The following is a 23,423-nucleotide window of genomic DNA, read 5'->3' as shown; positions in this document are numbered from 1 at the left end:
ATGATTCAGATGTATGCGGCAGAGAACCGTTATCAAGTCAATTTAGGATGGCTTCAAAGCCGATTAAGTTTCTCTTTCGGAGAGTATTATGACCCGAATAATACCGACTTTGGCGTTATGCGTGTATGTAATGATGATGCTGTAGCACCGGGTCGAGGATTTGGCGCGCATCCTCACAGTGACATGGAAATTGTTACGATTGTGCTTGAGGGAGCTGTTCAACACTCGGATAATCTCGGAAACTCGGAGATTACTTCAGCAGGAGAAGTGCAGCGGATGAGCGCTGGCACGGGGATCGTGCATGCTGAGTTTAATGCATCCAAAACCGAGTCGACCCGGTTTCTCCAGCTTTGGTTTGAGCCGCGTGAGCTTGGGCTGTTTCCAACATACGAAACCCGCCGCTACGACGCTGAGCAATTGCGAAATGCTCTCCTGCCCGTTGTGACACCGGAGGGATCCGAAAAAGCGGCGATGATCAATCAAGACTTGACGCTGTACTTGAGTCGGCTTGATCAAGGGAGGACGCTGCCTTTTGAGCAAGCGGAAGGGCGTCGAGTGTTTATGTTTGTCATCGAAGGGCGAGTTACGGTCAGCGGAAAACAGCTCAAAGCAGGAGACACAGCTCGCATCGAGTCCGAGTCCAACCTGATTGTTGAGGCAGAGGAAGATGCATTTTTCATGCTGATTGACCTTCCATAACGGAGCTGAGGAGGGATGTAATGAAAGAAGTACTCATTGTTAAACATGCTGTCGGGGGCCGTACTTTTATCCATTCGGAAACAGATTCTCTTCGATATGATGTCCTTCCGGATGGTGAAGGCTGGCGGATTACGATATCTACGCCGAAGAGCGCGGCTATTGAGGAATTGCTGAAGTGGAAGCATGAGCTTAATGTTTTTCTTTTTCAGGAGTTTGACGATCAACCGACACGGAAGATTTGGTTTTACGTCAAAGAGGGACCTGTCGGATATGAAGACCATCTTGAGCAGCTGACGATCAAGGCTCGGTCCCGTATCGATTATGTGCCGGATGAGTTTGATATGTAAATGTGAAAGTGAAAACCATATATATAGAAGAAAGCTGTCGCAAAGGTAGAATTTTCTGCTTTTGTGACAGCTTTTTTTATTGACTAATCAAGAGAATCACAATAAGCACTTGAAAATGTTGATTGCATTGGACAAAATCCAGCGGAACCCCCAACGGGGCATCTAAATGGTTAATTGCATTGGACGAAATCCAATGTTGACTGCTATATCCGGTGCTTTAGCGCCGCAATTAACTTATCCCACTGGAATTCATCCAATAGGATAGGTAATAAAGCCTTCAAAACAATGGGTTCATTGGATTTCATCCACTGGAACCATTCCGATAGTGCATAAAGAGCCGGCTACTCTTGAGTTAATGAAGCGAGATCCTCGTAGCGATGCATGCCTTTAAACGTGTAAGGCGTGTAGCCGACATGTTTTTTGAACAGTTGGCAAAAGTATGAAAAATTGCCGAGCCCGACCGCTTCCCCAATGTCTTGAACAGACATGTCGGTTGTTTTGAGCAGCCAGCAGGCCTGGCGAATGCGTCTGGCGGTCAAGTATTCGGTAATCGTACTGCCGATCGATTGCCGGAAGGTTGCCGACACGTGGTTCGGAGTAAGATGAACGGCTTGTGCTAGGTCTTCCAGCTTGAACGGCTTGCTATAATTCTCTTCGATCCAAGAGAGCATGCGTTCAGCCGTTGTTGAGCTTTTGCGCGGATGCACCTGCGTCAGGTCTGTTTGAGAGGTGATTGTCGTCTCAAACCCTGTGCGCACTTGGTGGATAAAGGCCGTTAGGAAAAGCAGCTGTTCTTCCAGCAGCCTTTCTGTGCCTTGATCAATGGCAGCCTCAATTCTAGGGGCATAAAGGCGAAATAATTGTTCGAGTTCCGTAAGATTCGAACACTGGAAGGATTGTGGAGATAACGGATCTTTCCACAATTTGCGTAAAAATTCCTGCAGTGACGGAAAGGCGGCAAGTGCTGCCTCTAAGACAGCAGGCTCGAGAACGAACAGCGAGCGAACGTAACTCTCCTGCGGTAGGTTATACATACGAAGACGGTGCAGCTGAAACGGTCGAAAGCAAAAGATGGCCCCCGGCGTCATTTCAACGATTTGTTGCTCAATTATGGCGATGCCTCTGCCTTCATGGACGATAAGAAGTTCCATCCCCTGGTGAGCGTGAAAGATTTCCTCAAACTCATGCGTTCTATTTTTGAAAAACGATAGTTGCACGGGATGAACATTTAGATTCATGTAGTTCATTAGCTTCATAACGAAAACTCCTCATCGTAATCTAACAACATTTTATCATAAGAGGGCTACACATTATTCGCTTTTTTTTTGGTACGATGAGGGTAGGTAATGGAGCAGCTAGAGGAGGAACAACTCGTTCATGAAAAAGTGCAGGTTAAACGAAAATTGGGAGCATTATCGCGGATCCTTAGGCGGTGCTTGGGAGGTTTGGCGGTCAGATAAGCTGCAAAATCACTATAACGTGCCGTGGGAAACGGTCACGCTTCCCCACACTTACAATGGGTATGACGTAATGGACCCAGATAGCAAGTATTATCAAGGACAAGGCTGGTACCGAAGCCGGTTGGAGGTTGACAACCCGTATCCGAAAGGGAGGACCCTGCTGCATTTTGAAGGTGCTGGTCAGCGAACGGATGTTTATGTGTACACAGAGAAAGTAGATTCGCACCTGGGCGGTTATGATGAATTTACCGTTGACATTACGGAGGCTGTGGAGCGGGCTAAGGGGATAGAGCGTTACGCAGGGCAAGTTCCAGTGGCCATTGCGTGCGATAACAGCAGGGAGTTAGAGACGATTCCTTCTGATGCAAGCGATTTCAATCTGTATGGCGGGGTGTACCGCTATTTGAACCTTGTGTATGTGCCGCAAATCTCCTTGTCCAGCGTGCATGTCCAGACTGATTTGGATGCGATTGTTGGTGGAAAAGCGGACAACGGGAAAGTCAAAGTGCGGGCGAAGCTTTATAATCCGGATGCAATTAGCGGTAATGTTACTTTGACGATTAAGGTAATGCAGCAGGATGGCTTGGTTATCGGGCAGTCCGAAGTGACTTTACCGGCATGGCAGGAGGAGAAAGAACTCGCTGCTTTCGAAGTGCCTGGGCCGCGGCTATGGTCGGTGACTGAGCCGAACTTGTATCACTGTTCGGTGATGCTGGTTTGTGAAGATGGCGAAACTGTGTTAACGGAGAAATTTGGTTTCCGCAGTTTTGAGTTTGTAAAGCGGGGACCATTTAAGCTCAATGGCGAGCGGCTTCTGCTGCGCGGAACGCATCGCCACGAGGATCATGCTGGTGTAGGCGCGGCGATGAGCGAGGTCTTGATTCGTGAAGAAATGCAGTTGATCAAGGACATGGGCGCTAATTTTATTCGCCTTGGCCACTATCAACAGTCACGAATCGTGCTTGACTTATGCGATGAGTTTGGGCTCCTCGTTTGGGAAGAAATTCCTTGGTGCCGCGGAGGCCTTGGCGGACCGGAATACCGCAAGCAGTGTACCGATATGCTCACAGCAATGATTGAACAGCATTACAACCACCCATCGATTATCCTATGGGGTCTTGGGAACGAGAATGATTGGGAATGCGATTTCGATTACTTCGATCAGCAGGAAATCCGCACCTTCATGAAGGAATTGCATGACCTCTCGCATGAGCTGGACCCAAGCCGATTAACGTCGATTCGCCGCTGTGAGTTTTGCAAGGATATCGTTGACGTTTATTCGCCTTCGATATGGGCCGGTTGGTACCGTGGTGTCTATACGGACTATGAGTCAAGCAGTAAAACGGCTTTCGAGAATGTCGACTCCTTCTTCCATATGGAATGGGGCGCAGATAATCTGCCGACCCGGCATGTCGAGGAAACCTACACGGGCTTTACTTTTATGAAGCAATCCGAAGGTGCAACGGACGAGCGGGACGGGGATTACTTGCTGACCGGCGGCGAGCCGCGCGTATCTCGTGACGGCGACTGGTCAGAGACCTATTTCTGTGAAATGATCGATTGGTACTTGAAATCGCAAGAGAATATGAGCTGGTTGACGGGGGCGGCGCAGTGGTCGTTTAAGGATTTCTCTACGCCGGTGCGGCCGGATTCGCCAATTCCTTATTTGAATATGAAAGGGATTGTTGAGCGGGATCTGACGCCGAAAGAAGCTTATTATGTTTTCCAATCCTATTGGTCTGAGAAACCGATGGTGCGCCTATATGGTCATTCCATGCCGGTGCGCTGGGGAGCCGATGGCGAGCGGAAGATGATCAAGGTGTATTCCAATGCGGAGGAAGTGGAACTGTTCCTCAATGGCGAAAGCCTTGGCGTGAAGCGCCGCGACTCACAAGATTTCCCATCCGCAGGTTTGCGTTGGGAGACGGAACTGCGTGTTGGCGAGAACCATTTGCGCGCAGAAGCGGTTCGTGGCGGTGTTACAGTGAGCGACGAGTTGAGTTTCCGATATCAAACGGAGTCATGGGGCGAGCCGGCGCAGCTGGAGTTGACGACAACAACGCTGGAAGACGGCAGGGTATATGCAGAAGTGCTCGCCTATGATGCGGCAGGCGTATTTTGCCCGGATGCAGTGTCCTTTGTCCGGTTTGGATTAGCCGGTGACGGCAAGCTGCTGGACAATCTAGGTACGATTCGCGGTTCGAGACTTACACAATTAGCGTCAGGCCGTGCGGGGATTTATATAGATCCGTATGGCGGTTTGCCGGCTGGGATTACGGTGACGGATTTTGTAAGTGCAGGTGGTCCGGCCTCGTCACTGATATCTAAGTTGGATGGCAGCCGTGATGGGCAGCGCTCGTATACATCTGTTATCAGTGCCGCTTGTGAGGGAATGCCTACCGTTACTCAGGTAGTTGTAGTGAAGGGTTGAAACCATTAATAGGAGGTTATAACGATGAGTGTGAACCAAACAGCAACATGGAATGCTGCTCAAAAGTTTGAAGAAATTATGCCCCAAGTCTGGGAAGCGCTGCAGGTAAAAGTGGATCGTATGATCGAGCAGCTTGGTGACAAATCACCCCATGTCGCGAAGGAAGACGGACTGTACGATGACATGCGGATCGATTGGTGGACATCCGGCTTCTGGCCGGGAATTCTTTGGATTCTTTATGATGTGACAGGAAAAGAACATTATAAGGAAGCTGCATGGCGCTGGGATGAAAAGCTGGAGCAAGCTAGCATTCGGACCAACAATTTTCATCACGATGTGGGCTTTCAATATTTGCCTACAGCGGTTATTAAGCATAAACTGACTGGCGACAGCGATGGTTTGCGCCGCGGCCTGCAGGCCGCTAATTTCTTGGCAGGCCGTTTTAACCTGGCTGGCAGCTTCCTTCGGGCATGGAATCAGGAGAAAATCGGCTGGTCCATCGTCGACTCCACCATGAACCTGTCCATCCTGTTCTGGGCAGCGGAAGCGACGGGCGACCCGCGTTTTGAGCAAATCGGCAGAGCCCATGCGGATACGGTCGTTGACAAGTTTATCCGCGAAGACGGTTCGGTGAATCATATCCTGAGCTTCGATCCGAAGACGGGAGAGCTTATTGAATCCTTAGGCGGCCAAGGTGCAGGACCGCAGTCAGCATGGAGCCGTGGAGCCTCATGGGCGCTGAATGGGCTCGCGAACGTCTACCGTTATACGGGAGAGGTGCGTTACTTGCGTGCAGCACAACGTGTAGCGAATTATTTTCTGGCGTGCCTGCCGGAGGATCATGTGGCGCATTGGGATTTCCGCGCGGCTGAATCGCTGGATGCTGAGCCTCGGGATACATCGGCTGCTACTTGCGCCGCATCGGGGTTGATTGAGCTGGCCGAATTTTTGCCGGCTGTTGAAGGCAATGTATACCGCCGCGCAGCGGAGCGCATCCTGCTGTCGCTTACACAGAATTACGGGACATGGGATCAGCCGGAGCATCAAGCTATTTTGCTAGAAGGCACAGGTAACAAACCGGCCGGGCAAAACATTAATGTATCACTTATCTACGGTGACTACTATTACGTGGAGTCGATCGCCAAACTGCTGGGTTGGAAGCAGCGGATTTTCTAGGAGGATGCCATTTCCAACACAGGCATAAGCAGCCGTCAGGGATGTTCCCTGACGGCTTTTTAACATATATGCTGGGGTAAACGAAGCTACTCCTCGTTCCAACGGCTCCTTCCTGCGCAATGAAGGGAACAACAGGGCGCTATTTCATCGAAATAGGCTTTTTTTCGCGTGGAGGGGAACTGTGGGCCGCTAATTGTGCGTTTTCTTAAAGAAAACGGGATCATGCGGTCAAATAAGGGCTTGTAGTTCCGCTTGAACGCGGAAACGAGCTGAGTTTGCTAGAATAACGGCCTGTGGTTCCTCAAAAAGCTAAGCTTTTCTGGATATCTGAATTCAAGATAGTTCTCATCATCATTCTGTATTATGCAGATGTGCAAAAATCAAAGTATCATGGTTACGCGGTCCAAAAATAATAAAGGAGGAACGCGTAATGAAAAGAAACACGGTTACTGTTCTTATAGGAGGCATCGCGGCAATGATGGTAGCGATGGGAATCGGAAGATTCGCGTTTACTCCCATCCTGCCGATGATGATGGAAAACCATCTGTTCTCACCAGCCGGAGCGGGTTATCTGGCTTCAAGCAATTATTTGGGGTATTTAATCGGAGCGTTTCTTCTGACCCTGGTTCAAGTGAATAACCGGTCAAGGCTGCTGCTTGTTGGGTTGATCGGAAGCATTGTGACGACTTGGGGAATGGGGGAATTCCACAGTCTTGAGATATGGCTTTTGCTCCGGTTTTTATCGGGTCTTGCCAGCGCGGTTGTGTTCGTCATCGCATCCAGCATGGTTATGGATCGCTTATCGCAGCTCCAAGCCGGCATTTTTTACGGTGGCGTGGGAGCGGGCATTCTGTTGACCGGATTTTCAGTTCCGATGCTTGCAAAGACCGGCGATTGGATCGAAGTATGGAAGGGACTGGGTTTGATCAGTTTGCTCCTAGGTTTGGCAGCTTGGTATTTGCTGCGGGACAAGCATTCCGGAGCGAAGACGGTTCCATCGCCTCGTAACGAGCAATCTTCGGGGGTTCGTCGGATATTGATATGGTTGACGATTGCCTATGGGTTGGAAGGTTTAGGCTATATCGTTACGGGGACTTACCTTGTAGCGTATGCTAAGACGGTTTCCAATCTCCCGAATATCGCATCGCTCAGCTGGATCCTAGTTGGTATCGCTGGAGCGCCTTCGTGTATCTTGTGGTCGAAGCTGGCTTCTCAATGGGGAAAAAAGTGGACTTTGACTTTCTCGATGATCTTACAATCCGTTGGCATTGCAATTCCGGTGCTTATTCATTCATCAACGGCCGTGTTTGTCGGCGCCTTCCTGTTCGGTGCAACTTTTATGGGGATCACGATGTTGACCGTTTCTTTTGCCAAGGATTTGTATCCGCAGAATAACCGGAAAATAATTGGGCTGCTGACCACTTTCTTCGGCTTGGGGCAAATCATCGGACCACTCATTGCCGGTCATCTGATATCGGGAAATGGAAGCTACTTGTCAGCCTTGATTGGAGCTGCTCTTATCGTCCTCTTGGGCGCGGTGAGCCTGCCGCTGGGTATTGGCAGCACTGATCGGAAACAGCTCAAACTGAGTAGGTAACGTGAAAATTAACGCCGAAATGTGCCGGGCATGGGCACGTCGTTTTTCGGTTAGCTATATGAATTAGAGATGCCCGGTATCATTATTCTGTATTATTCAGGATAACTATTCTCATGTATGATGAGGGAGTTGATCGGGCACTTATATTTTTTAAATAAAACCTACCTTTTAATAGGTAAACAAAGGAGCGTATAAACATGAATTTTCAAAACAAAACAGTCGTCATTACAGGTGGAAGCAGCGGTATTGGAAAAGCAGCCGCAATGGAATTTGTTAAACGAGGGGCGAACGTAGTCATCAATGGACGCCGCGAACAAGAGCTGGCAGAAACGGCAAGAGAGATTGATCCAACGGGTGCAAAGATCGGATATGTGGTGGGTGACATTTCAGATCCCCAAACTGCTGAACGTTTAATCAACGAAACACTGTCTCGCTTCGGACGTATCGACACGCTTGTGAATAACGCGGGTATCTTTATTGCGAAGCCATTCACAGAAATTACTGAAGCCGAATTTGGATCTGTTCTATCGACCAATGTAGATGGGTTCTTCCATGTTACTCAACGAGCGCTGTCCGTGATGCAGAAAGCAAGTTCCGGCCACATCGTCAACATTACGGCAAGCGGTGCTGCCGAGCAACCGATCAAAGCCGTGCCATCTGTGCTTGCTGCACTTTCCAAAGGAGGCTTGAACGCTGCTACGAAATCGCTGGCGATTGAATATGCGGACAAGGGGATTCGCGTGAATGCTGTCGCTCCAGGAGTTACGAAGACGCCAATGCATTCGGTTGAGACCCATGATTATTTAGCTCAGCTGCACCCAGTTGGCCGAATGGGCGAAGCTCAGGATATTGTTGACGCCATTATCTACCTGGAATCAGCACAATTCGTGACAGGTGAGATTCTGCATGTCGATGGCGGACAAAATGCTGGACAGTGGTAAGCTGTAAATAATTTTCTGGATCAAGACAAATACTGAATAATATAGGAGGATGGGGTTTATGCTATATGAACTGCGGATTTATGATGTGACTCCCGGGAAAATGGATGCAATATTGAATCGGTTTCGGGATGGTACGATTAGCATTTTTGCTAAACATGAGATGAAGGTAACGAATTTTTGGGTAGACGCGGACGAATCCAAAGAGCGGTTGTATTACGTGCTTGAGCATCCAGACATGGCTTCCCGTGAACGGAATTTGCAAGCTTTTTTCGAGGATCCAGAATGGCTGGAGCTAAAAGAAAAAAGCGAAGTAGACGGACCTCTGCATGAGAAAATAGAAGTCGTCTACATGAAAAAAGCACCTTTTTTCAAGTAAAGAAATCTGTGGAAACATATGAAATCGTAGGTCAACCAGGATGTCTGGTTGGCCTTTTTCGTTCGTCCATCCATCATCCAATGTTGGAAATAAGCCAAAAAAATGGTAACATTTGTGACCTTAATTACTGTTATTTTCTATACTTAAATTCCAAATTTTTCATCCGTATACTCTGAACTGGAGCCCTCTTAACATTATGCTTGATTTTAAACCGCACTCGGTCTTAATATGAAATAAATAGAATATATTGGTTTTAATCTAGTGTCGAAACTGAATCTCATATCATTTTCACCTGTCAGTATTCCTAGCATACGATGTAGGAAGGTGGTGGTGAAAAGTGATATTAACAGTTGCGGGCTGGATGATTTACACATTATGGGCCATATTTGGATTAATGATTATCCATTTTCTAATTTCCTTCTTCAAAATGTTCTGGGAAGGAGCTTTCGATGTTACATTTGTACTAGGTTATTTAAAAGATGTCCTCTATTATGTTTTACCTTTGAATGTGCTCGTAAATTTAGTTTCAATCGATCCCACAGGTTGGATTCTTGTGATCTTTTATTTCATCTGTGGGGTCGCTGTCATTCTCAAATATTTATTGGATATCAAAAGAATTTTCCAATAAATAACTAGCGGGCCTTCTTTAAGTTGGTCCCAGGAAAGGAAGTGATGCCATGAGGAGATATCAGTGGATTAGGTGGCGAAAATTCATCCTCTGGCTAGCAGCCCTCGTTATTATCGGTGTGTTGTTATGGGTAGGAGGGCCGACCTATTGGAATGCCGCGTTAACCATCGCCAGCTTGTTATTCCAGTTGTTATTCGCAGTACTATTCATGATCATCCAGTTCGTAGCACTCTTCTGGTTTCTTGCCAGGGGACGCACCTACTGGATATTGCCTGGCGAGACCGGCGCAACCTGGGACGATTATCGGGGGAACCCCGAAATTGTTGAGAATGCGAAGCGGATTGTGACCCTGCTCAAAGGGGTCAAGGAGTTCAAGGAGATGGGTGGGGAGGCAATCCGTGGATTGTTGTTATGCGGGCCTCCCGGCACCGGGAAATCTTACTTGGCTCAAGTAATTGCCAATGAAGCGCAAGTGCCTTTCGCTTACGCTTCAGCTCCAAGCTTTCAGAACATGTTCTTCGGCGTAGGTAACCTGAAAGTAATGGGGATCTTCCGGAAGGCGCGGAAGCTAGCGAGAGTGTACGGCGCCTGCATTATCTTCATTGACGAGATCGATGCGATCGGCATGAGTCGTCAAGGGGGCGCTGGCGCAGGTATGATGGGAATGATGGGCATGGGCGGAGGCTCCGGCCTGCTCAATGAGCTTCTCTTGCAGATGGACCCGCCGAATATCGACAGCTCCAAAATCGCCAAGATGCTCCGTTCGCTGGGGCTGCGCCGCAAAAAGGCGGAGAGGCCAGCGGTACTGACAGTCGCGGCAACGAACTTGCCTGACGTCCTGGACTCTGCTTTGCTGCGGCCAGGTCGATTCGACCGGCAGCTGTGGGTCGATGTTCCCGACTATGACGGACGGGTAGACATCTTCCAGTACTACTTGAAAAAAGTGAAAACGGACGCATCGCTTACTGCGGAAGCAGCGGGGCTCGACTCCATCGGATACAGCCCGGCGCAGATCAAGCATATCGTGAACGAAGCCGTTGTCATCGCGCATCAACGTGGCGCCCAAGTGGCTAGTTACGAAGACTTTCGAGCTGCGATGGAGACCTACGAGTGGGGGCTTAAACAGCCGCTTCGTTCGATGAGAGACGATGAGAAGCGGAATGTGGCCTACCACGAGGCGGGCCATGCGGTGGCACAGTTCCTGCTTAAGCCGCATGAACGCGTGTGGAAGGTGACGATTATTCGCCGTGGCGGTGCACTCGGACTCGCTGCGACGAAACCGACGCATGAGCGTTATAACCGAAGCGACAGTGAGATTTTAGCAGAAATTCAAGTCTGTCTGGCTGCTCGTGCCGTGGAAGAGGAGTTCCTGAACAAGAAATTGAATGGGGTAACTTCGGATCTCCAGCAGGCAACATTGCTGGCAGGATCATACTTGGGGATGGTTGGGATGGGCGATGAACTGTTCAGTTTTCTCGCTATCGGCTCCCATGCTGAGGGTTTGAAGGCGCTCCGGCCTAAAATTAATGAGCTGCTGAAAGATCAGATGCTCGAAGTGAAGAAGCTCGTCAAGGAATACGACGGTTTCGTACACGCCATTGCAGAAGAGCTGCTGAAGCGCGGTGATCTAACCGGAGATGAGATTGAAGAAATCTTCGTGCAGCTGTACGGACATAGTCGGCCTATTCTGCCCGATGTGAAGCCGCCAGTGCTCAATGCGCCGAGCAAAGAAGCACCGGCAAAACTGCTTGAAAAGAATGAGGAGGAATCCAAGGATTCCGAATAAATGAGCTGTCCCAGCGGGAGGTTGATACCGCTGGGGCATTTTTGTTCCTCCCCGGCAAACAGGGAACTAGAGGGCGCTATTCATCGAAATAGGCTCTTTTTCGCGCGGAAGGGAACTGTGGGCCGCTATCTGACCGTTTTCTTCAAGAAAACGGGGTTAGGCGCTCAAATAACGCCCTGTAGTTCCGCTTAAACGCGGAAACGGTCGAATTTGCTAGAATAGCAGCCTGTGGTTCCTCAATGTTGTATCGTTGATCAACTTAACTCATGCCATACCACACCTATATACTTTATTATTCAATAGAGGTAGCATGAAGAAGAAACCTGCCTATCTGGAAAGGATGTCACGAGATGAATGCTTTCACGAAACGCAAAAAAGAACTGGAACAATACACTCCAGCACCAACGCTCGATAGGAACAGCATCGATACTTTTTGGAGCAGCACGCTCGAAGCGGCATCCCGGCAGCCGCTATCGGTCCGAAGGGAGCGGCAATCTCCGTTATTTCCTTCTGTTCGGATGGACAAGCTGACCTATCTCGGCCATGACGGCACGCCAATTAACGCGTGGTTTCTCGTCCCTGATGGACCGAGTGGGAGCCAGAAGCCGCCTTGTGTCGTCATGTTCCCCGGTTACGGTGGAGACAGAGGCCTTCCTGAGCGGTACGCCGTCTGGCTGCTGCTCGGCTATGCCGTTCTGGCCGTTGACGCCAGAGGCCAAACCGGAGAAACGGGCAATCTCCTTCAGGATGATGCCGGTTCTTCGAGGGGCTGGGTTTCGCAGAACCTGCTCAACAAGGAGCGCAGCTATTATTTGGCGCTTGCGCTGGATGTCGTTCGCGCCGTGGAAGCCGCCCGGCAGCAGCCCGAAATCGATGCTCGCCGGATAGCCGTTGTCGGCGCAAGCCAAGGCGGCGGCATGGCATTGCTCGCTGGAGCACTCAGCACTCATGTCAAGGCAGTCGTTGCCGACATTCCGAATATGTGCCATTTAGACTATGGCATTCTGCATTCCACAGGTTCCCTTACGGAGAATGCCAACTACTTGAAACGCCATCCGGATAAGCTGGGACAGGCTTTAGAATCATTGGCTTATTTCGACATTGTGAACCTTGCTCATCGTATTCAGGCTCCTGTGCTGATGTCGGTCGGTTGGAAGGACACCGTCTGCATGCCGGATACGATATATGCCGCGTATAACTGGTTGACTTGTTCAAAACGCATCTACGATTATCCATTTTCGGGACATGAAACGAGTGAAGAGCATCACAGAAAAGTTATTCGCTTTTTGCAAGAATGCTTTAGTGAGTGATTTGAGTTTGTGTTGGAGGCGAAAATGATGACGGTTAACAGCCATTTACGATTAGATGTTCAACAATCCTGGTGGGCGATGTCGGGACTAGGAAACGGTGAAGCGGAATGGTCCATGGAGCAAAAATTCGAGATGCTGGCGGAAGCCGGCTTCACCGGTATTTTAGGAAGATTGCCCCAAAGGGAAGAAGCGGATAAATGGCATCGTTTGCTGCAGGAATACAATTTTAGTTTTGGGGTGCAAATGGTTCCCTTCCCGCGTGCGGGAGAGGATATCACGGTTTTCCTGCAGGCGGCCAAACAATTCGGAGCCCGCTATATCAACGCCCAAGTGCTTGATCAATATACGGTCGGGTTCGAAGCCATCTCCGGGTTGAATGGGCTCATTCAGCAAGCCGAGGAAGTGGGAATCCCATTCTTCGTTGAAACGCACCGCGGACGTGTGACCCAAGATCTGCTTCGGACAGCAGAATATGTACAGGCGCTTCCAAAGCTTCGGTTAACGAACGACCTGTCTCACTACATCGTCGGTTCTGCCATTGGCGAAGAAGGAGCTGACCCGATGACAGAGAACTTATTCGCTAAACTGCTGCAGCGCACTTCAAGCATTCATGCCCGGGTATCGAACGGCAACCAAGTTCAGGTGGATATCGGAGAGCTTGGCGAGCATCCGATGGTGAAACATTTTGCCGGGTGGTGGAGTGAAGGGATGAGGCAATGGGCGCAAACAGCTGCTGAAGGGGATTCTTTTCCGTTTGTGTGTGAGCTGGGACCGGCTTCTTATGCGATGGTCAGAGATGGCGGGAAGGAAATTTCCAATCGCTGGGAGCAAGCGCTCGTTTTCAAAAAAATCGCAGAGGAATTATGGCATGCCATCCATTCGAATTGAACTGCTCATACACGCACCGGCAGAAGTTATCTTTGATTTGGCCAGAAGCATTGATATCCATGCGAAGTCAACCGCTCAGACCAGGGAAAGACCGATCGCAGGCCGCACAAGCGGACTGATCGAACTGGGAGAGACCGTAACTTGGGAAGCAATCCATTTTGGGATCAAACAGAAGCTGACTGCGAAAATAACGGAAATGGCACGCCCATCTTATTTTGTTGATGAACAAGTTCGCGGTGCTTTCAAAAATTTCAAGCATACCCACGAATTTGTTCCTATCGAAGGCGGAACGCGGATGATTGATACCTTCATATATACTTCACCGATGGGTGTTCTAGGGAAATTAGCGGATAAATGGTTCTTGGAAGCCTATATGCGTGACTTTTTATTGCAGAGGAACCTGTATATCAAGTCTGCGGCAGAGGAAGCAGTGAGACAAATTTAAGGCATCGATGATGCCGATTGTGAGACATAAAAGGGAATCCCGCAGGCCGCGATAAGAGGCTGGGATTCCTTTTTACTTTTTTTTGCAGATATCTTGACAGTTTTATTGAGAAACATTATCATTTGATATATTAAGTGAAATTGAAAATCATTATCATTTAGTTCAAGCTATCAACCACATCACGGGGGTGTCCCATACATATGATTAACGAAAATGAAGTCGGAATGGGCATGGGAACCATGCAAGTGCTTGCTGATTATCAACTGGAGCGTTGGATTCGGAGCCATACGCAAGTTATCGGTAAGGACCGACCGGATGAACCGGATTGGAAACAGCTTACACAATATGCCGCGTATCACGCGATTAACGAATGGTACTCGCTGCCGCTCAAGTCTCGAACGTTTCTGACCTTAACGAAATTGTTTGAGCGGCGCTGGACGAATAAATTTCGCAAGTTTGATTCACTTGGATGCTACGGGGATGTTAAGCGAAGCGTGCTTATGCATCTGTACAAAGCACTTACCGGGATAAATGCAGTGGATTGCCCGCTGATGCTTTTTGAAAGCAGCAATGTGTGGGTTGAAGAACTTAACTTGGGTTTGTCTATGATTATGCAAGTCATGGAGCCGACGAAAGATTCGTTCGTCATTCATAAATATATGATGGAAGAAAACGATGCAGCGGTGCAGATGTTTTTCCATATGACCGTCGTATATTGCTATAAAGCATTTGGCAAAATGCCGGAGCGTCTGCAGGTGTGGAATATGATGAATGGCAAGCAATACCGGATGAATCCGGAGGATATGGATCTAAGCAGCTCCATGGACTATCTAAAACTTGTTTCAGAAGTATATATGCAAAATGATAACTGTCCGTGCTGCTCCGGCCGGTTAGTCATGTAAAAAGTAGGAGAGATATCATGCTGATCTCAACACTGCATTCCGGCATTAAGTATAAAAATGAGCATAAATTCAGACCATTTTATAGGAGACTGGGGAGTATAGCGATACGTTAGGTTGATCCCCACAATCCCCCTCTCAACGATTCCGTTGGCAGGGGGATTCTTCATGTCTTTTACTTATGCAGGAGCAATTTACGATAGGCGCTTGGGGTTAGGCCGGTGTGTCTTTTGAACAGCCGGTTAAAATAATCGGCATTCTGGAAACCTGAAGCGTGCATCACTTCATAGACTTTCAAATCCGGAGACGCCAGAAGGCGGCAGCTATGTGTTATTCTTTGTTTTTGAACGAAACGCATGTAGCTGGTACCCAGATGCCGATGGCAGATCCTCAGAATCTGGCGCTCGCTCAACTGGAATTTCTCAGTTAGCATCGGTAACGTATAGTCATCGGGCATCGCGTGAGTAAGGTAATCAAGGAATTGTTCAACGTTGCGGTTTGAGCTTCTAGTTGGGGGAAGGGTCAATAACTCTTTATTGGAGTCACTCATGTGCGCCATCATAGTGGCAAACCGCCATTCGGAGCAGCGAATTAACAATACGAGCAGTTCAGTAACCAAAGCCATGGCCTGAGTTAAATAAGCCGCATCTCGCTTGGCCAGAATGTCCTGCATGCTTTCACTGATTCTGCGAATAGCGCCCAGATGATCGGCTGCCTTGGCCCAGCGCTGCAGGGAGTCAGTGCGATCCCCTTTGCCAACCAGCCAATCGATCAATTGCTTGATGGATAAGTCGGGAAGGCAAATCTTCAAATGTTCAAGCCATTCCGAGCGAATCATGATATTACGGACGATCAGCGGGGCGGCACGCTTGGCCGGTGAAGGACGAAAAACGTGAGAAACACCGATGGGCAGGGCGAAGACATCCCCCTCCTGAACGTGCATAGGTTGGCCATCGATATACTGAATGCCTTTGCCATCAAGCACTACAACAATCTCTATAAAATCGTGAACATGCTCTAGCAGCCATTGTGTTTCTTTGACTTCATTCACATAAAGAAAACCGTTATCTTCGATGTATTCAGCGGCGAAATAGGAACCCAGCTTTCTTGGCATGGTCACATTGCTCCCTCATTTCTTGGGACGATGTCCGAAATGGTGGTAGGTAGGTCTGTTTTGTAAGTGGTTGCAAGATTACTTCAATTATACAATATAGACAGGTTTCGAAACTATGGGATGGTCTAAGAGGTGAGCGACGAAGATGGCAAATTATGAAGCAGCAGCCTATTATTTTCCCAATTACCATCGGGATAAGCGAAATGATGCATGGCACGGAGAAGGATGGACGGAATGGGAGCTAGTGAAGCGCGCGGAACCTAAATTCCCCGGCCATCAGCAGCCGAAAGTGCCATTATGGGGTTACGAGGATGAAGCGGATCCAGCCGTCATGGCTCGCAAAATAGCAGCAGCGGCCGATTATGGCCTTACAGCATTCATCTTTGATTGGTACTGGTATGAGGATGGCCCCTTCTTGCAGCGAGCGCTGGATGAAGGTTTCCTGCAAGCTCCGAATAATGACCGGTTGAAATTTGCCATTATGTGGGCGAATCATGATTGGATCGACATTCATCCCGCTCAGCGCAGCCGACCTTACAACGTGCAGGCCGAAGGCCAGATCAGCGAGAAGGGCTTCATTGAAGCGACGGACCATATGATTCAGAACTATTTTTCACATCCATCCTATTGGCATGTCAATGAAGGGCTTTATGTCTCGTTCTACGAAATTCACAGCCTGATTCGTGGTTTAGGCGGAATGGAGGAAACGGCGCGAATTTTACAAGAGTTCCGAGAAAGAGTACGAGCGGCCGGATTAGGGGAGCTGCACTTAAATGTCGTCGTTTGGGGACTGCAAATTCTGCCTACTGAGCAAAAGATTGCGAATATCCATGAAGTGCTGGAGCAGCTTGGTCTAGACAGTATTTCTTCGTATGTATGGATTCATCATCAGCCTCTGGATCTGTTCCCGGAGACGGACTATGCAGCCATTGTTGAGAAGTCTCAGCTTGATTATGAAACCTTCACGGCAGATTATAAGCTGCCTTATTATCCGAATGTGACGATGGGCTGGGACTCCTCTCCGCGAACGGTGCAATCGGAAACTTTTGAAGATTTGGGGTATCCCTACATGGCTACCCTCGCTGGGAATACACCTCAAGCGTTTAAGATGGCTTTGGAGGGTGTCAAAGCATTTCTCGATCGTGGCGTGACGCAACCTTCCATCTTCACCATCAATGCGTGGAACGAATGGACGGAGGGCAGCTATTTGGAGCCGGATACGATCAATGGAATGGCCTATTTGGAAGCGATTCGAGATGTATTTGGCGGCAGGCCGCAAGAGGGAGAAGGAGCCTCTACGAAAAAAACACTTGAACGCTAAGTGGACTTGTCGTACAGTTTTAATAACCTTAAGTCGGAGCTGGCCCTTCATCTTGGAGGGCTGGCTATTTATATTTCTAGAAGGAAAGAAGGGGCTTACAACGAGACTTTACGCATTTATGTTGTTTTACGCAGTTATTTATATGGGGAATGCGGTGTACGGCACATTTTTACCGGTCTACCTGTATAACGTCAAATTTTCTCAGGAGCAAATCGGCATGCTGCTCAGCCTTGGACCCCTAGTTGCCATGTTAGGTCAACCGATCTGGGGAGCGCTTGGTGATCGTTCCAAAACCAAAAATAGTGTGCTTGCGTTGCTGTTGATCGGGAGCGGCATTTCCATTATGTTCTTCTCGCTTTCACATCAGTTCATTTATTTGCTTATATTAATTTGCGTGTTTATGTTTTTTCAAACGTCTATTTTCGCGTTAAGCGATGCGATTACACTGGAAGAATTGGATCGTCGTCCCAAATGGAATTTTGGTTGGATCCGCCTTGGGGGGACCATCGGTTTCGCCACGATGTCGCTGGTGTTCGGGATCGTCGCCAAATCGCATATTAACTCCATGTTCCCTGTCTATGCAGGAACGATGCTTGCGGGATTACTGCTGTTATGGTGTTTTCCGCCAGCGGCGAGCCGTCAGGTCAACGTAACCGGCAAACGGTTTCGCGAGCTTTTCCGCAATGGCAAGCTGATGTTTTATTTGGGCATTAATTTCATTGTACAAGTTACACTGGGCTATTATTATGCTTTTTTCCCCATTTACTTCAAGGAAATGGGGGCCGATAGCTTGCTGCTCGGCTGGTCGATGGTCATTTCTTCGATGAGCGAGCTGCCGTTCTTACTGTTTTCCGGCTGGATCTTCAAGCGTGTTTCGATCTCGATGATTTTGATCATTGCCGCACTCGCGTCTGGCATCCGGTGGTTCTTATTTTCCATCATTGATCAACCGCATTGGATTTTGCCTGTACAGGCGCTGCATGGTGTGATTTTCATCGTATTGTCTGTCACCTTGGCGACATTCATTAACCGTGAAGTGCCTGCCGAGTGGAAAGCCAGCGGTCAGACGCTGAACGGCTTGCTCAGTCTTGGAGCCGCCCGCATCATCGGCAGCTTCTTTGGCGGAATCATGAGCGCCGCTTACGGCATGAGACAAGTTTTTCTATACAGCTCATGGGTGTCTATGGCGACTGTGGTTGTATTCGGGCTCGTCGTTTGGCTGCGGAGGAAGCAGAATGTGCCGAGTGCATCGTTGACGAAGTAAGCTTAAGGACAAATTAGAGCCTGTAGTTCCCATGAATAGAACCTGCTAATACCTAACCCTGACGGATTTGATCCGTCAGGGTTTTTCTTAACCAAGGTAAAAATCGTGCACAAATAAGTGGAATTAATGCTTGATTTTGTGTTTTCACTTGCTTCCGCTTGGATGATCATACATTTATTCGGATAGATCGACAAAATCATACAAATTAGACTCCTTTCCGATGCAACTAAAGACTTGTATAATATTAGGAAATGAAGCATCCATAGCTGTGACCGGATTCCTGACATGATCGGAAATCCGTTTTTTTATGTAGAGACAGGGGTGTATACGATGTATAAAATCGTGATCGTTGATGACGAAGTGGAAGTCAGAGAAGGCATCAAAGAGAGCATCGATTGGGAACGGCACGGCTTTGAATGTATTGGCGACTACAGGAATGGCAGCGAAGCTTTGGAAGCCATCGCAGAACTTCGGCCTGATCTCGTTTTGTCGGATATCTGCATGCCGTTTATGGACGGAATTGAATTAACCAGGCAGATTCACTTGAATTATCCGTATATTAAGGTGATTATCCTGACAGGCCATGACGAGTTCGATTATGCCCAGAAAGCACTGCGCTTGAAGGTGCATGATTATATCGTCAAACCAATAACGGCAAACGAACTTCGCCTACTCTTGGATAAAGTCAAAGATGAGATGGATAAGGAAGCTGAAAACCGTGAGAATCTTTCACTCCTGAAGATGCAGCTTCATCAAAGTTTGCCTTTGTTAAGAGAGCGGTTTCTTGAGCAGTTAGTGGGCGGTACTTTGCGGGATGACCGGGTACAAGAGAGATTTGCGTATTTCGGCTTGCCGCCAATTGCCCCGCCTTATCTGGTTGTTGCGATTGACATCGACGACTTTGACGATATAAAGAAAGAGAAATGGCAAAACGATCCGGAGCTTTTCCGATCCGCAGCCTTCAATATTGTGCAAGAAGTGACGGAGGGGAAAAACGCCATCGTCTTTCGGACGAGGGAGGAGCGAATGGTTGTCATTTTCTCCGGCGAAGCGGAAGAAGGGGCCTATGAAGCTGCGCTTAATGTATCGGAAGTAATTCGTTTCTGCATGGAGAAATACTTGAAATTCACTGTGACCGTCGGTGTCGGTACGTTGTCCAGATCCTTACGCGAGCTCCCGCAGTCTTACAATGGAGCGATTTCTGCACTGGATTACCGTTTTTTGCATGGGAAAAATAAGGTCATTTCGATCCTCGACATGGAAGGCGCCAAGAAACCGGCGCAGCAGCTGGATATCGAGTGGAATCGCAGGTTTGCAACGCTAATCAAAACAGGGACGCTCGAGGAAGCTTACGCTTTGACGGGGCAGCTAATAAGTAATTTAAAGGCATCTTTGATGCCAATAGGAGCTTGTTATCTCCAAATTCAGGCGATTATTATAGCCATTATGACCACCATTCACGAGCTTGCAGGAAATGATAGTGCTCATTTTCAAGGCCATGACATTGTGATCAAAGATATTAATCGCTTCAAAACGTTGGACGAGATTGAAGCTTGGCTCAAGTCGATTTGCAGGGAAGCTATTTCCTATATTTCGGAGCAACGAAACGATCAGACGAAAATGCAAGTTCGGAGCGTGACCGAATATATCGACGAGCACTATTCCGACGAGAACCTCACGGTCGATGACCTCTGCCGTCATGTGCATTTGAGCAGAAGTTATTTCAGCACCGTTTTCAAGCAGCACAAAGAACAGACGATCATGGAATATGTAACAAGGGTCCGCATTGAAAAAGCGAAGGATTTGCTGCAGCATACGGCACTGAAATCCTATGAAGTCGGGGCGAAAGTAGGCTATTCCGATCCGCAATACTTTAGTGTGTTGTTCAAGAAAAACACGGGAACATCCCCTAAGGAGTACCGAGAAAAGCTGTTAAGGGAGAAAATCCAATGAGAAAAGAAAAGGATGTCGGCATGTTTCTTTTTAAATTTAGAAGCATCCAATCCAGTATTTCTGTCGTCTTTTCTTGCTTGATTTTATTTTTGATAACGATTACAAGTTATATTTCCTATCAACTCTCGGCTGACGCGGTAGAAATGAATTCCAAGCACTACATAGCTGAAATTATTCAACAGGTTAATATCAACATTCAATCCTATATAACCAACATGGAAGATATCTCTATGCTGGCCTCCACGAACAAAGATGTGAAGTATTATATTACGGGAAACAGCTTCATTAGCGAAGAGGAACGTAGACCGTATGAGAAACGAATCTCGGATTTATTTCAATCGATTTTAATCACACGCAAAGATATTGCCTCAATCATGGTTTTTGGCTATAACAACCGTTTTGTTTCTGACCGCAGGATTACAAGTTTGAATACGAACTCCGGGTTCGAGGAACAGCCGTGGTACAAAAACGCGAAAGCGGAAGGCGGCAAATCCGTCATTTCTGCACCGCATGTCCAGAACCTTATTCAAAACGAGTATCGCTGGGTGGTTTCACTCAGCCGGGAGTTGAAGAGTGCAGACGGCATAACGGGAGAAGGTATTTTTTTAGTTGATCTCAATTTGAGTGTCTTGAATGAAATTTGCAGCCATATTAACTTGGGCAAAAGAGGTTATGTGTTTATCATCGACAAGGATGGAAGCCTCGTGTACCACCCCCAGCAGAAGCTGATTAACAGCAATCTCAAGACGGAGATGATCGATCAGGTGAAGCAGTCCGGCAGCGGTAGCTTCGTTACCGGGGAAGGGAATAAGAAACGGATCTATACGATCCAAGAAACACATTTCGGCTGGAAAATCGTTGGGGTCGCCTATGCCAGCGAGCTGATTGCCAACCAGAATCAAATTAATCTGTCTTATTTTTTATGGACGATTCTAGCCTTAGTCATCGCGTTATACCTCTCCTTTTTCATCTCTCGCCATCTATCCAGACCAATCAAACTTCTACAGAGCAGCATGAAACAAGTGGAAAAAGGAGATTTCAACATCCGTTCGGAATTTCGGAGCGGGAATGAAATCGGACAATTGGGTCAGACTTTCAATATCATGGTAGGCCGCATCAAAGATTTGATGAATCAAATTATTCAAAATGAAGAAAGCAAACGCAAAAGCGAAATGAAGCTGCTGGAAGCGCAAATTAATCCTCATTTTTTATACAACACACTGGATTCGATTATCTGGATGGCGGAGCGAAAAAAACACGAGGAGGTCGTTCTGATGACTTCATCGTTAGCCAAGCTGTTTCGCGCGATTATTAATAAAAACAATGAAACCGTCCCCGTTCGAGTGGAAATTGAGCATATCACCAACTATTTGTTGATTCAAACGTTACGGTACAAAGACAAGCTTGATTTTCAAATCGACGTAGAACCCGGGATTCTTGATATTCATATCCCCAAAATTATTTTGCAGCCTATTGTTGAGAATGCGATCTATCATGGCATCAAAAATAGCTTGGAGCCTGGATTGGTCCACATAACGGGGAAAGAAGACGGGGATACGATTGTTTTTGTGGTTGCGGATAACGGGGTCGGCATGGAGCCGGAGAAGTTGGATCAAATTTTGAAAATGAAAGATGGCATCATCCGAGGTATTGGGGTCAGCAATGTTCATGAACGCATTAAACTTTTTGGGCATGAGTTCGGTTTAAGCTTTCAAAGTGAGAAGTGGGAGGGGACGGAGGTTACCATTGTACTTCCCAAATGTGTCCAGAAAGGAGCGCTAGATGGTTCTTAAAAAGCCAGTGTTTTTGGCCGTGCTGCTCGTCATTGTGTTCGGCTTCTTAGTGGTCTACAGCGTGGAGATGCTGCGCATTACGAATCAGAGAAAGTTTGAGATCGCTGTCGTATTGAAAACGAACAATATTCGTTCCGATTACTGGCAGATGGTGAGTTCAGGGGTAAAGGCGGCCGCCAAGGAGCTGGCTGTCAATATTGATATTACGGGGCCACTATCTGAGACGGACACAACGGGCCAAATTCGCAATTTGAACGAGGCTCTTGCGAAGAAACCTGATGCGATAATCCTGGCAGCGACCGATTACGAAAGGCTTACACCAACGGTAGATAAAATAAGAGCGGCCGGCATCAAGGTGATTCTGATTGACTCCCCGATTCAAACGCACGTAGAAGCAAGTCTTATTGCTACGGACAATATCGAAGCGGGTAGAAAGGCCGGAAAGATATTGGCGGGTGGGCAGAACGGAAGCTTATACCGTGTTATGACACTCAGCAGCAAGAAAGGCTCCATCGTCGAAAAGGATCGTGAGGACGGCTTTAAAGACGCGATTGCTGACTTTCCGGGAGTTGAATATGCTGGAAATTATGTGTTTGACGGGACGGAAGATGGCGCCTATGACAGTGTGAAAAATCTGCTTGCACAGTTTCCCGACATCCGAGGGATTGCTGGCTTGAGTGAAACAGCCGCTCTGGGAGCAGCCAGGGCTGTGAAGGAGAAGCAAAGATTAAATCAAATTAACATCGTTGGTTTCGACAGCTCCATTTACCAGATCAAACTTCTGGAAGAAGGCAGTTTACAGGCAACGATCGTTCAAAAGCCATTTACTATGGGGTATTTGTCCCTGGAAACGGCTGTACAAGCGTTAAACGGGATTAAAGTGACTCCTAAGGTGAATATAGATGCTGTTGTCATAACGAAAGAAAACATGTATACCCAGGAAAATCAAGAGCTTCTCTTTCCTTTGGTGGAAAAATAGGGGTTGAACGGAAGGG

General features: G+C 47.9%; 20 protein-coding genes. 18 read left to right on the top strand and 2 right to left on the bottom strand.

From position 1 onward, the window contains the following. Both ACUN27_RS24645 and ACUN27_RS24640 read left to right on the top strand, forming a co-directional pair. Positions 1-699, top strand: a complete 699-nt coding sequence (locus ACUN27_RS24645) for a pirin family protein (RefSeq protein ID WP_326060828.1) — start codon at positions 1-3, stop codon at positions 697-699. A gap of 20 nt (positions 700-719) precedes the next feature. Continuing rightward, complete coding sequence (locus tag ACUN27_RS24640) at positions 720-1,046, top strand: hypothetical protein (protein WP_315948846.1); 327 nt, start codon at positions 720-722, stop codon at positions 1,044-1,046. 341 nt (positions 1,047-1,387) lie between these two features. On the opposite strand, the gene ACUN27_RS24635 is transcribed toward ACUN27_RS24640, so the two are convergent. Then, positions 1,388-2,302, bottom strand: a complete 915-nt coding sequence (locus tag ACUN27_RS24635; protein WP_315948847.1) for an AraC family transcriptional regulator — start codon at positions 2,300-2,302, stop codon at positions 1,388-1,390. A 121-nt stretch (positions 2,303-2,423) separates the two neighbouring features. Between ACUN27_RS24635 and ACUN27_RS24630 the strand changes: the two genes are divergently transcribed. From ACUN27_RS24630 to ACUN27_RS24580, 11 genes are all read left to right on the top strand, one after another. Further along, a complete protein-coding gene (locus tag ACUN27_RS24630; RefSeq protein WP_445559703.1) occupies positions 2,424-4,937 on the top strand; it encodes a glycoside hydrolase family 2 TIM barrel-domain containing protein in 2,514 nt (837 codons plus the stop codon). A 24-nt stretch (positions 4,938-4,961) separates the two neighbouring features. Next, entirely contained in the window at positions 4,962-6,113 is a 1,152-nt protein-coding gene (locus ACUN27_RS24625; RefSeq protein WP_315948850.1) for a glycoside hydrolase family 88 protein, read from the top strand. A 430-nt stretch (positions 6,114-6,543) separates the two neighbouring features. Beyond that, entirely contained in the window at positions 6,544-7,710 is a 1,167-nt protein-coding gene (locus tag ACUN27_RS24620) for a YbfB/YjiJ family MFS transporter (RefSeq protein WP_326060825.1), read from the top strand. 197 nt (positions 7,711-7,907) lie between these two features. Continuing rightward, the gene (locus ACUN27_RS24615) at positions 7,908-8,651 is read left to right on the top strand and encodes an SDR family NAD(P)-dependent oxidoreductase (protein WP_326060824.1); all 744 of its coding nucleotides are present in this window, start codon (positions 7,908-7,910) and stop codon (positions 8,649-8,651) included. Positions 8,652-8,709: 58 nt separating this feature from the next. Next, a complete protein-coding gene (locus tag ACUN27_RS24610) occupies positions 8,710-9,027 on the top strand; it encodes an NIPSNAP family protein (protein ID WP_445559702.1) in 318 nt (105 codons plus the stop codon). A 337-nt stretch (positions 9,028-9,364) separates the two neighbouring features. Continuing rightward, entirely contained in the window at positions 9,365-9,655 is a 291-nt protein-coding gene (locus ACUN27_RS24605) for a hypothetical protein (RefSeq protein WP_161407345.1), read from the top strand. A 49-nt stretch (positions 9,656-9,704) separates the two neighbouring features. Beyond that, complete coding sequence (locus ACUN27_RS24600; RefSeq protein WP_315948857.1) at positions 9,705-11,441, top strand: AAA family ATPase; 1,737 nt, start codon at positions 9,705-9,707, stop codon at positions 11,439-11,441. A gap of 350 nt (positions 11,442-11,791) precedes the next feature. Beyond that, positions 11,792-12,751, top strand: coding sequence for an acetylxylan esterase (locus tag ACUN27_RS24595; RefSeq protein WP_445559701.1), 960 nt, complete (start codon positions 11,792-11,794; stop codon positions 12,749-12,751). Between the two features lie 27 nt (positions 12,752-12,778). Further along, positions 12,779-13,639, top strand: coding sequence for a sugar phosphate isomerase/epimerase family protein (locus ACUN27_RS24590; RefSeq protein WP_445559700.1), 861 nt, complete (start codon positions 12,779-12,781; stop codon positions 13,637-13,639). Beyond that, positions 13,620-14,084 (top strand): SRPBCC family protein, encoded by a 465-nt coding sequence (locus tag ACUN27_RS24585; protein ID WP_315948861.1) that lies wholly within the window; start codon positions 13,620-13,622, stop codon positions 14,082-14,084. The genes ACUN27_RS24590 and ACUN27_RS24585 overlap by 20 nt, the downstream gene beginning before the upstream one ends. A gap of 200 nt (positions 14,085-14,284) precedes the next feature. After that, positions 14,285-14,986, top strand: coding sequence for a hypothetical protein (locus tag ACUN27_RS24580; RefSeq protein WP_315948863.1), 702 nt, complete (start codon positions 14,285-14,287; stop codon positions 14,984-14,986). 172 nt (positions 14,987-15,158) lie between these two features. On the opposite strand, the gene ACUN27_RS24575 is transcribed toward ACUN27_RS24580, so the two are convergent. Next, positions 15,159-16,097, bottom strand: coding sequence for a helix-turn-helix domain-containing protein (locus ACUN27_RS24575; protein ID WP_445559699.1), 939 nt, complete (start codon positions 16,095-16,097; stop codon positions 15,159-15,161). 145 nt (positions 16,098-16,242) lie between these two features. Between ACUN27_RS24575 and ACUN27_RS24570 the strand changes: the two genes are divergently transcribed. From ACUN27_RS24570 to ACUN27_RS24550, 5 genes are all read left to right on the top strand, one after another. Continuing rightward, positions 16,243-17,418 (top strand): glycosyltransferase WbsX family protein, encoded by a 1,176-nt coding sequence (locus ACUN27_RS24570; protein WP_326060819.1) that lies wholly within the window; start codon positions 16,243-16,245, stop codon positions 17,416-17,418. A gap of 52 nt (positions 17,419-17,470) precedes the next feature. Next, positions 17,471-18,682 (top strand): MFS transporter, encoded by a 1,212-nt coding sequence (locus ACUN27_RS24565; protein WP_326060818.1) that lies wholly within the window; start codon positions 17,471-17,473, stop codon positions 18,680-18,682. A gap of 330 nt (positions 18,683-19,012) precedes the next feature. After that, complete coding sequence (locus ACUN27_RS24560) at positions 19,013-20,635, top strand: response regulator (protein WP_326060817.1); 1,623 nt, start codon at positions 19,013-19,015, stop codon at positions 20,633-20,635. Then, positions 20,632-22,428, top strand: a complete 1,797-nt coding sequence (locus ACUN27_RS24555) for a cache domain-containing sensor histidine kinase (protein ID WP_326060816.1) — start codon at positions 20,632-20,634, stop codon at positions 22,426-22,428. Before ACUN27_RS24560 ends, ACUN27_RS24555 begins: the two co-directional genes overlap by 4 nt. After that, positions 22,418-23,407 carry a substrate-binding domain-containing protein gene (locus ACUN27_RS24550; protein ID WP_326060815.1) on the top strand — a complete coding sequence of 330 codons (990 nt, stop codon included), beginning with the start codon at positions 22,418-22,420 and terminating at the stop codon, positions 23,405-23,407. The genes ACUN27_RS24555 and ACUN27_RS24550 overlap by 11 nt, the downstream gene beginning before the upstream one ends. The last annotated feature ends 16 nt before the right edge of the window (positions 23,408-23,423 follow it).

Source organism: Paenibacillus sp. WC2504, assembly GCF_052682475.1.
This window is presented reverse-complemented; position numbering and strand designations above follow the sequence as displayed.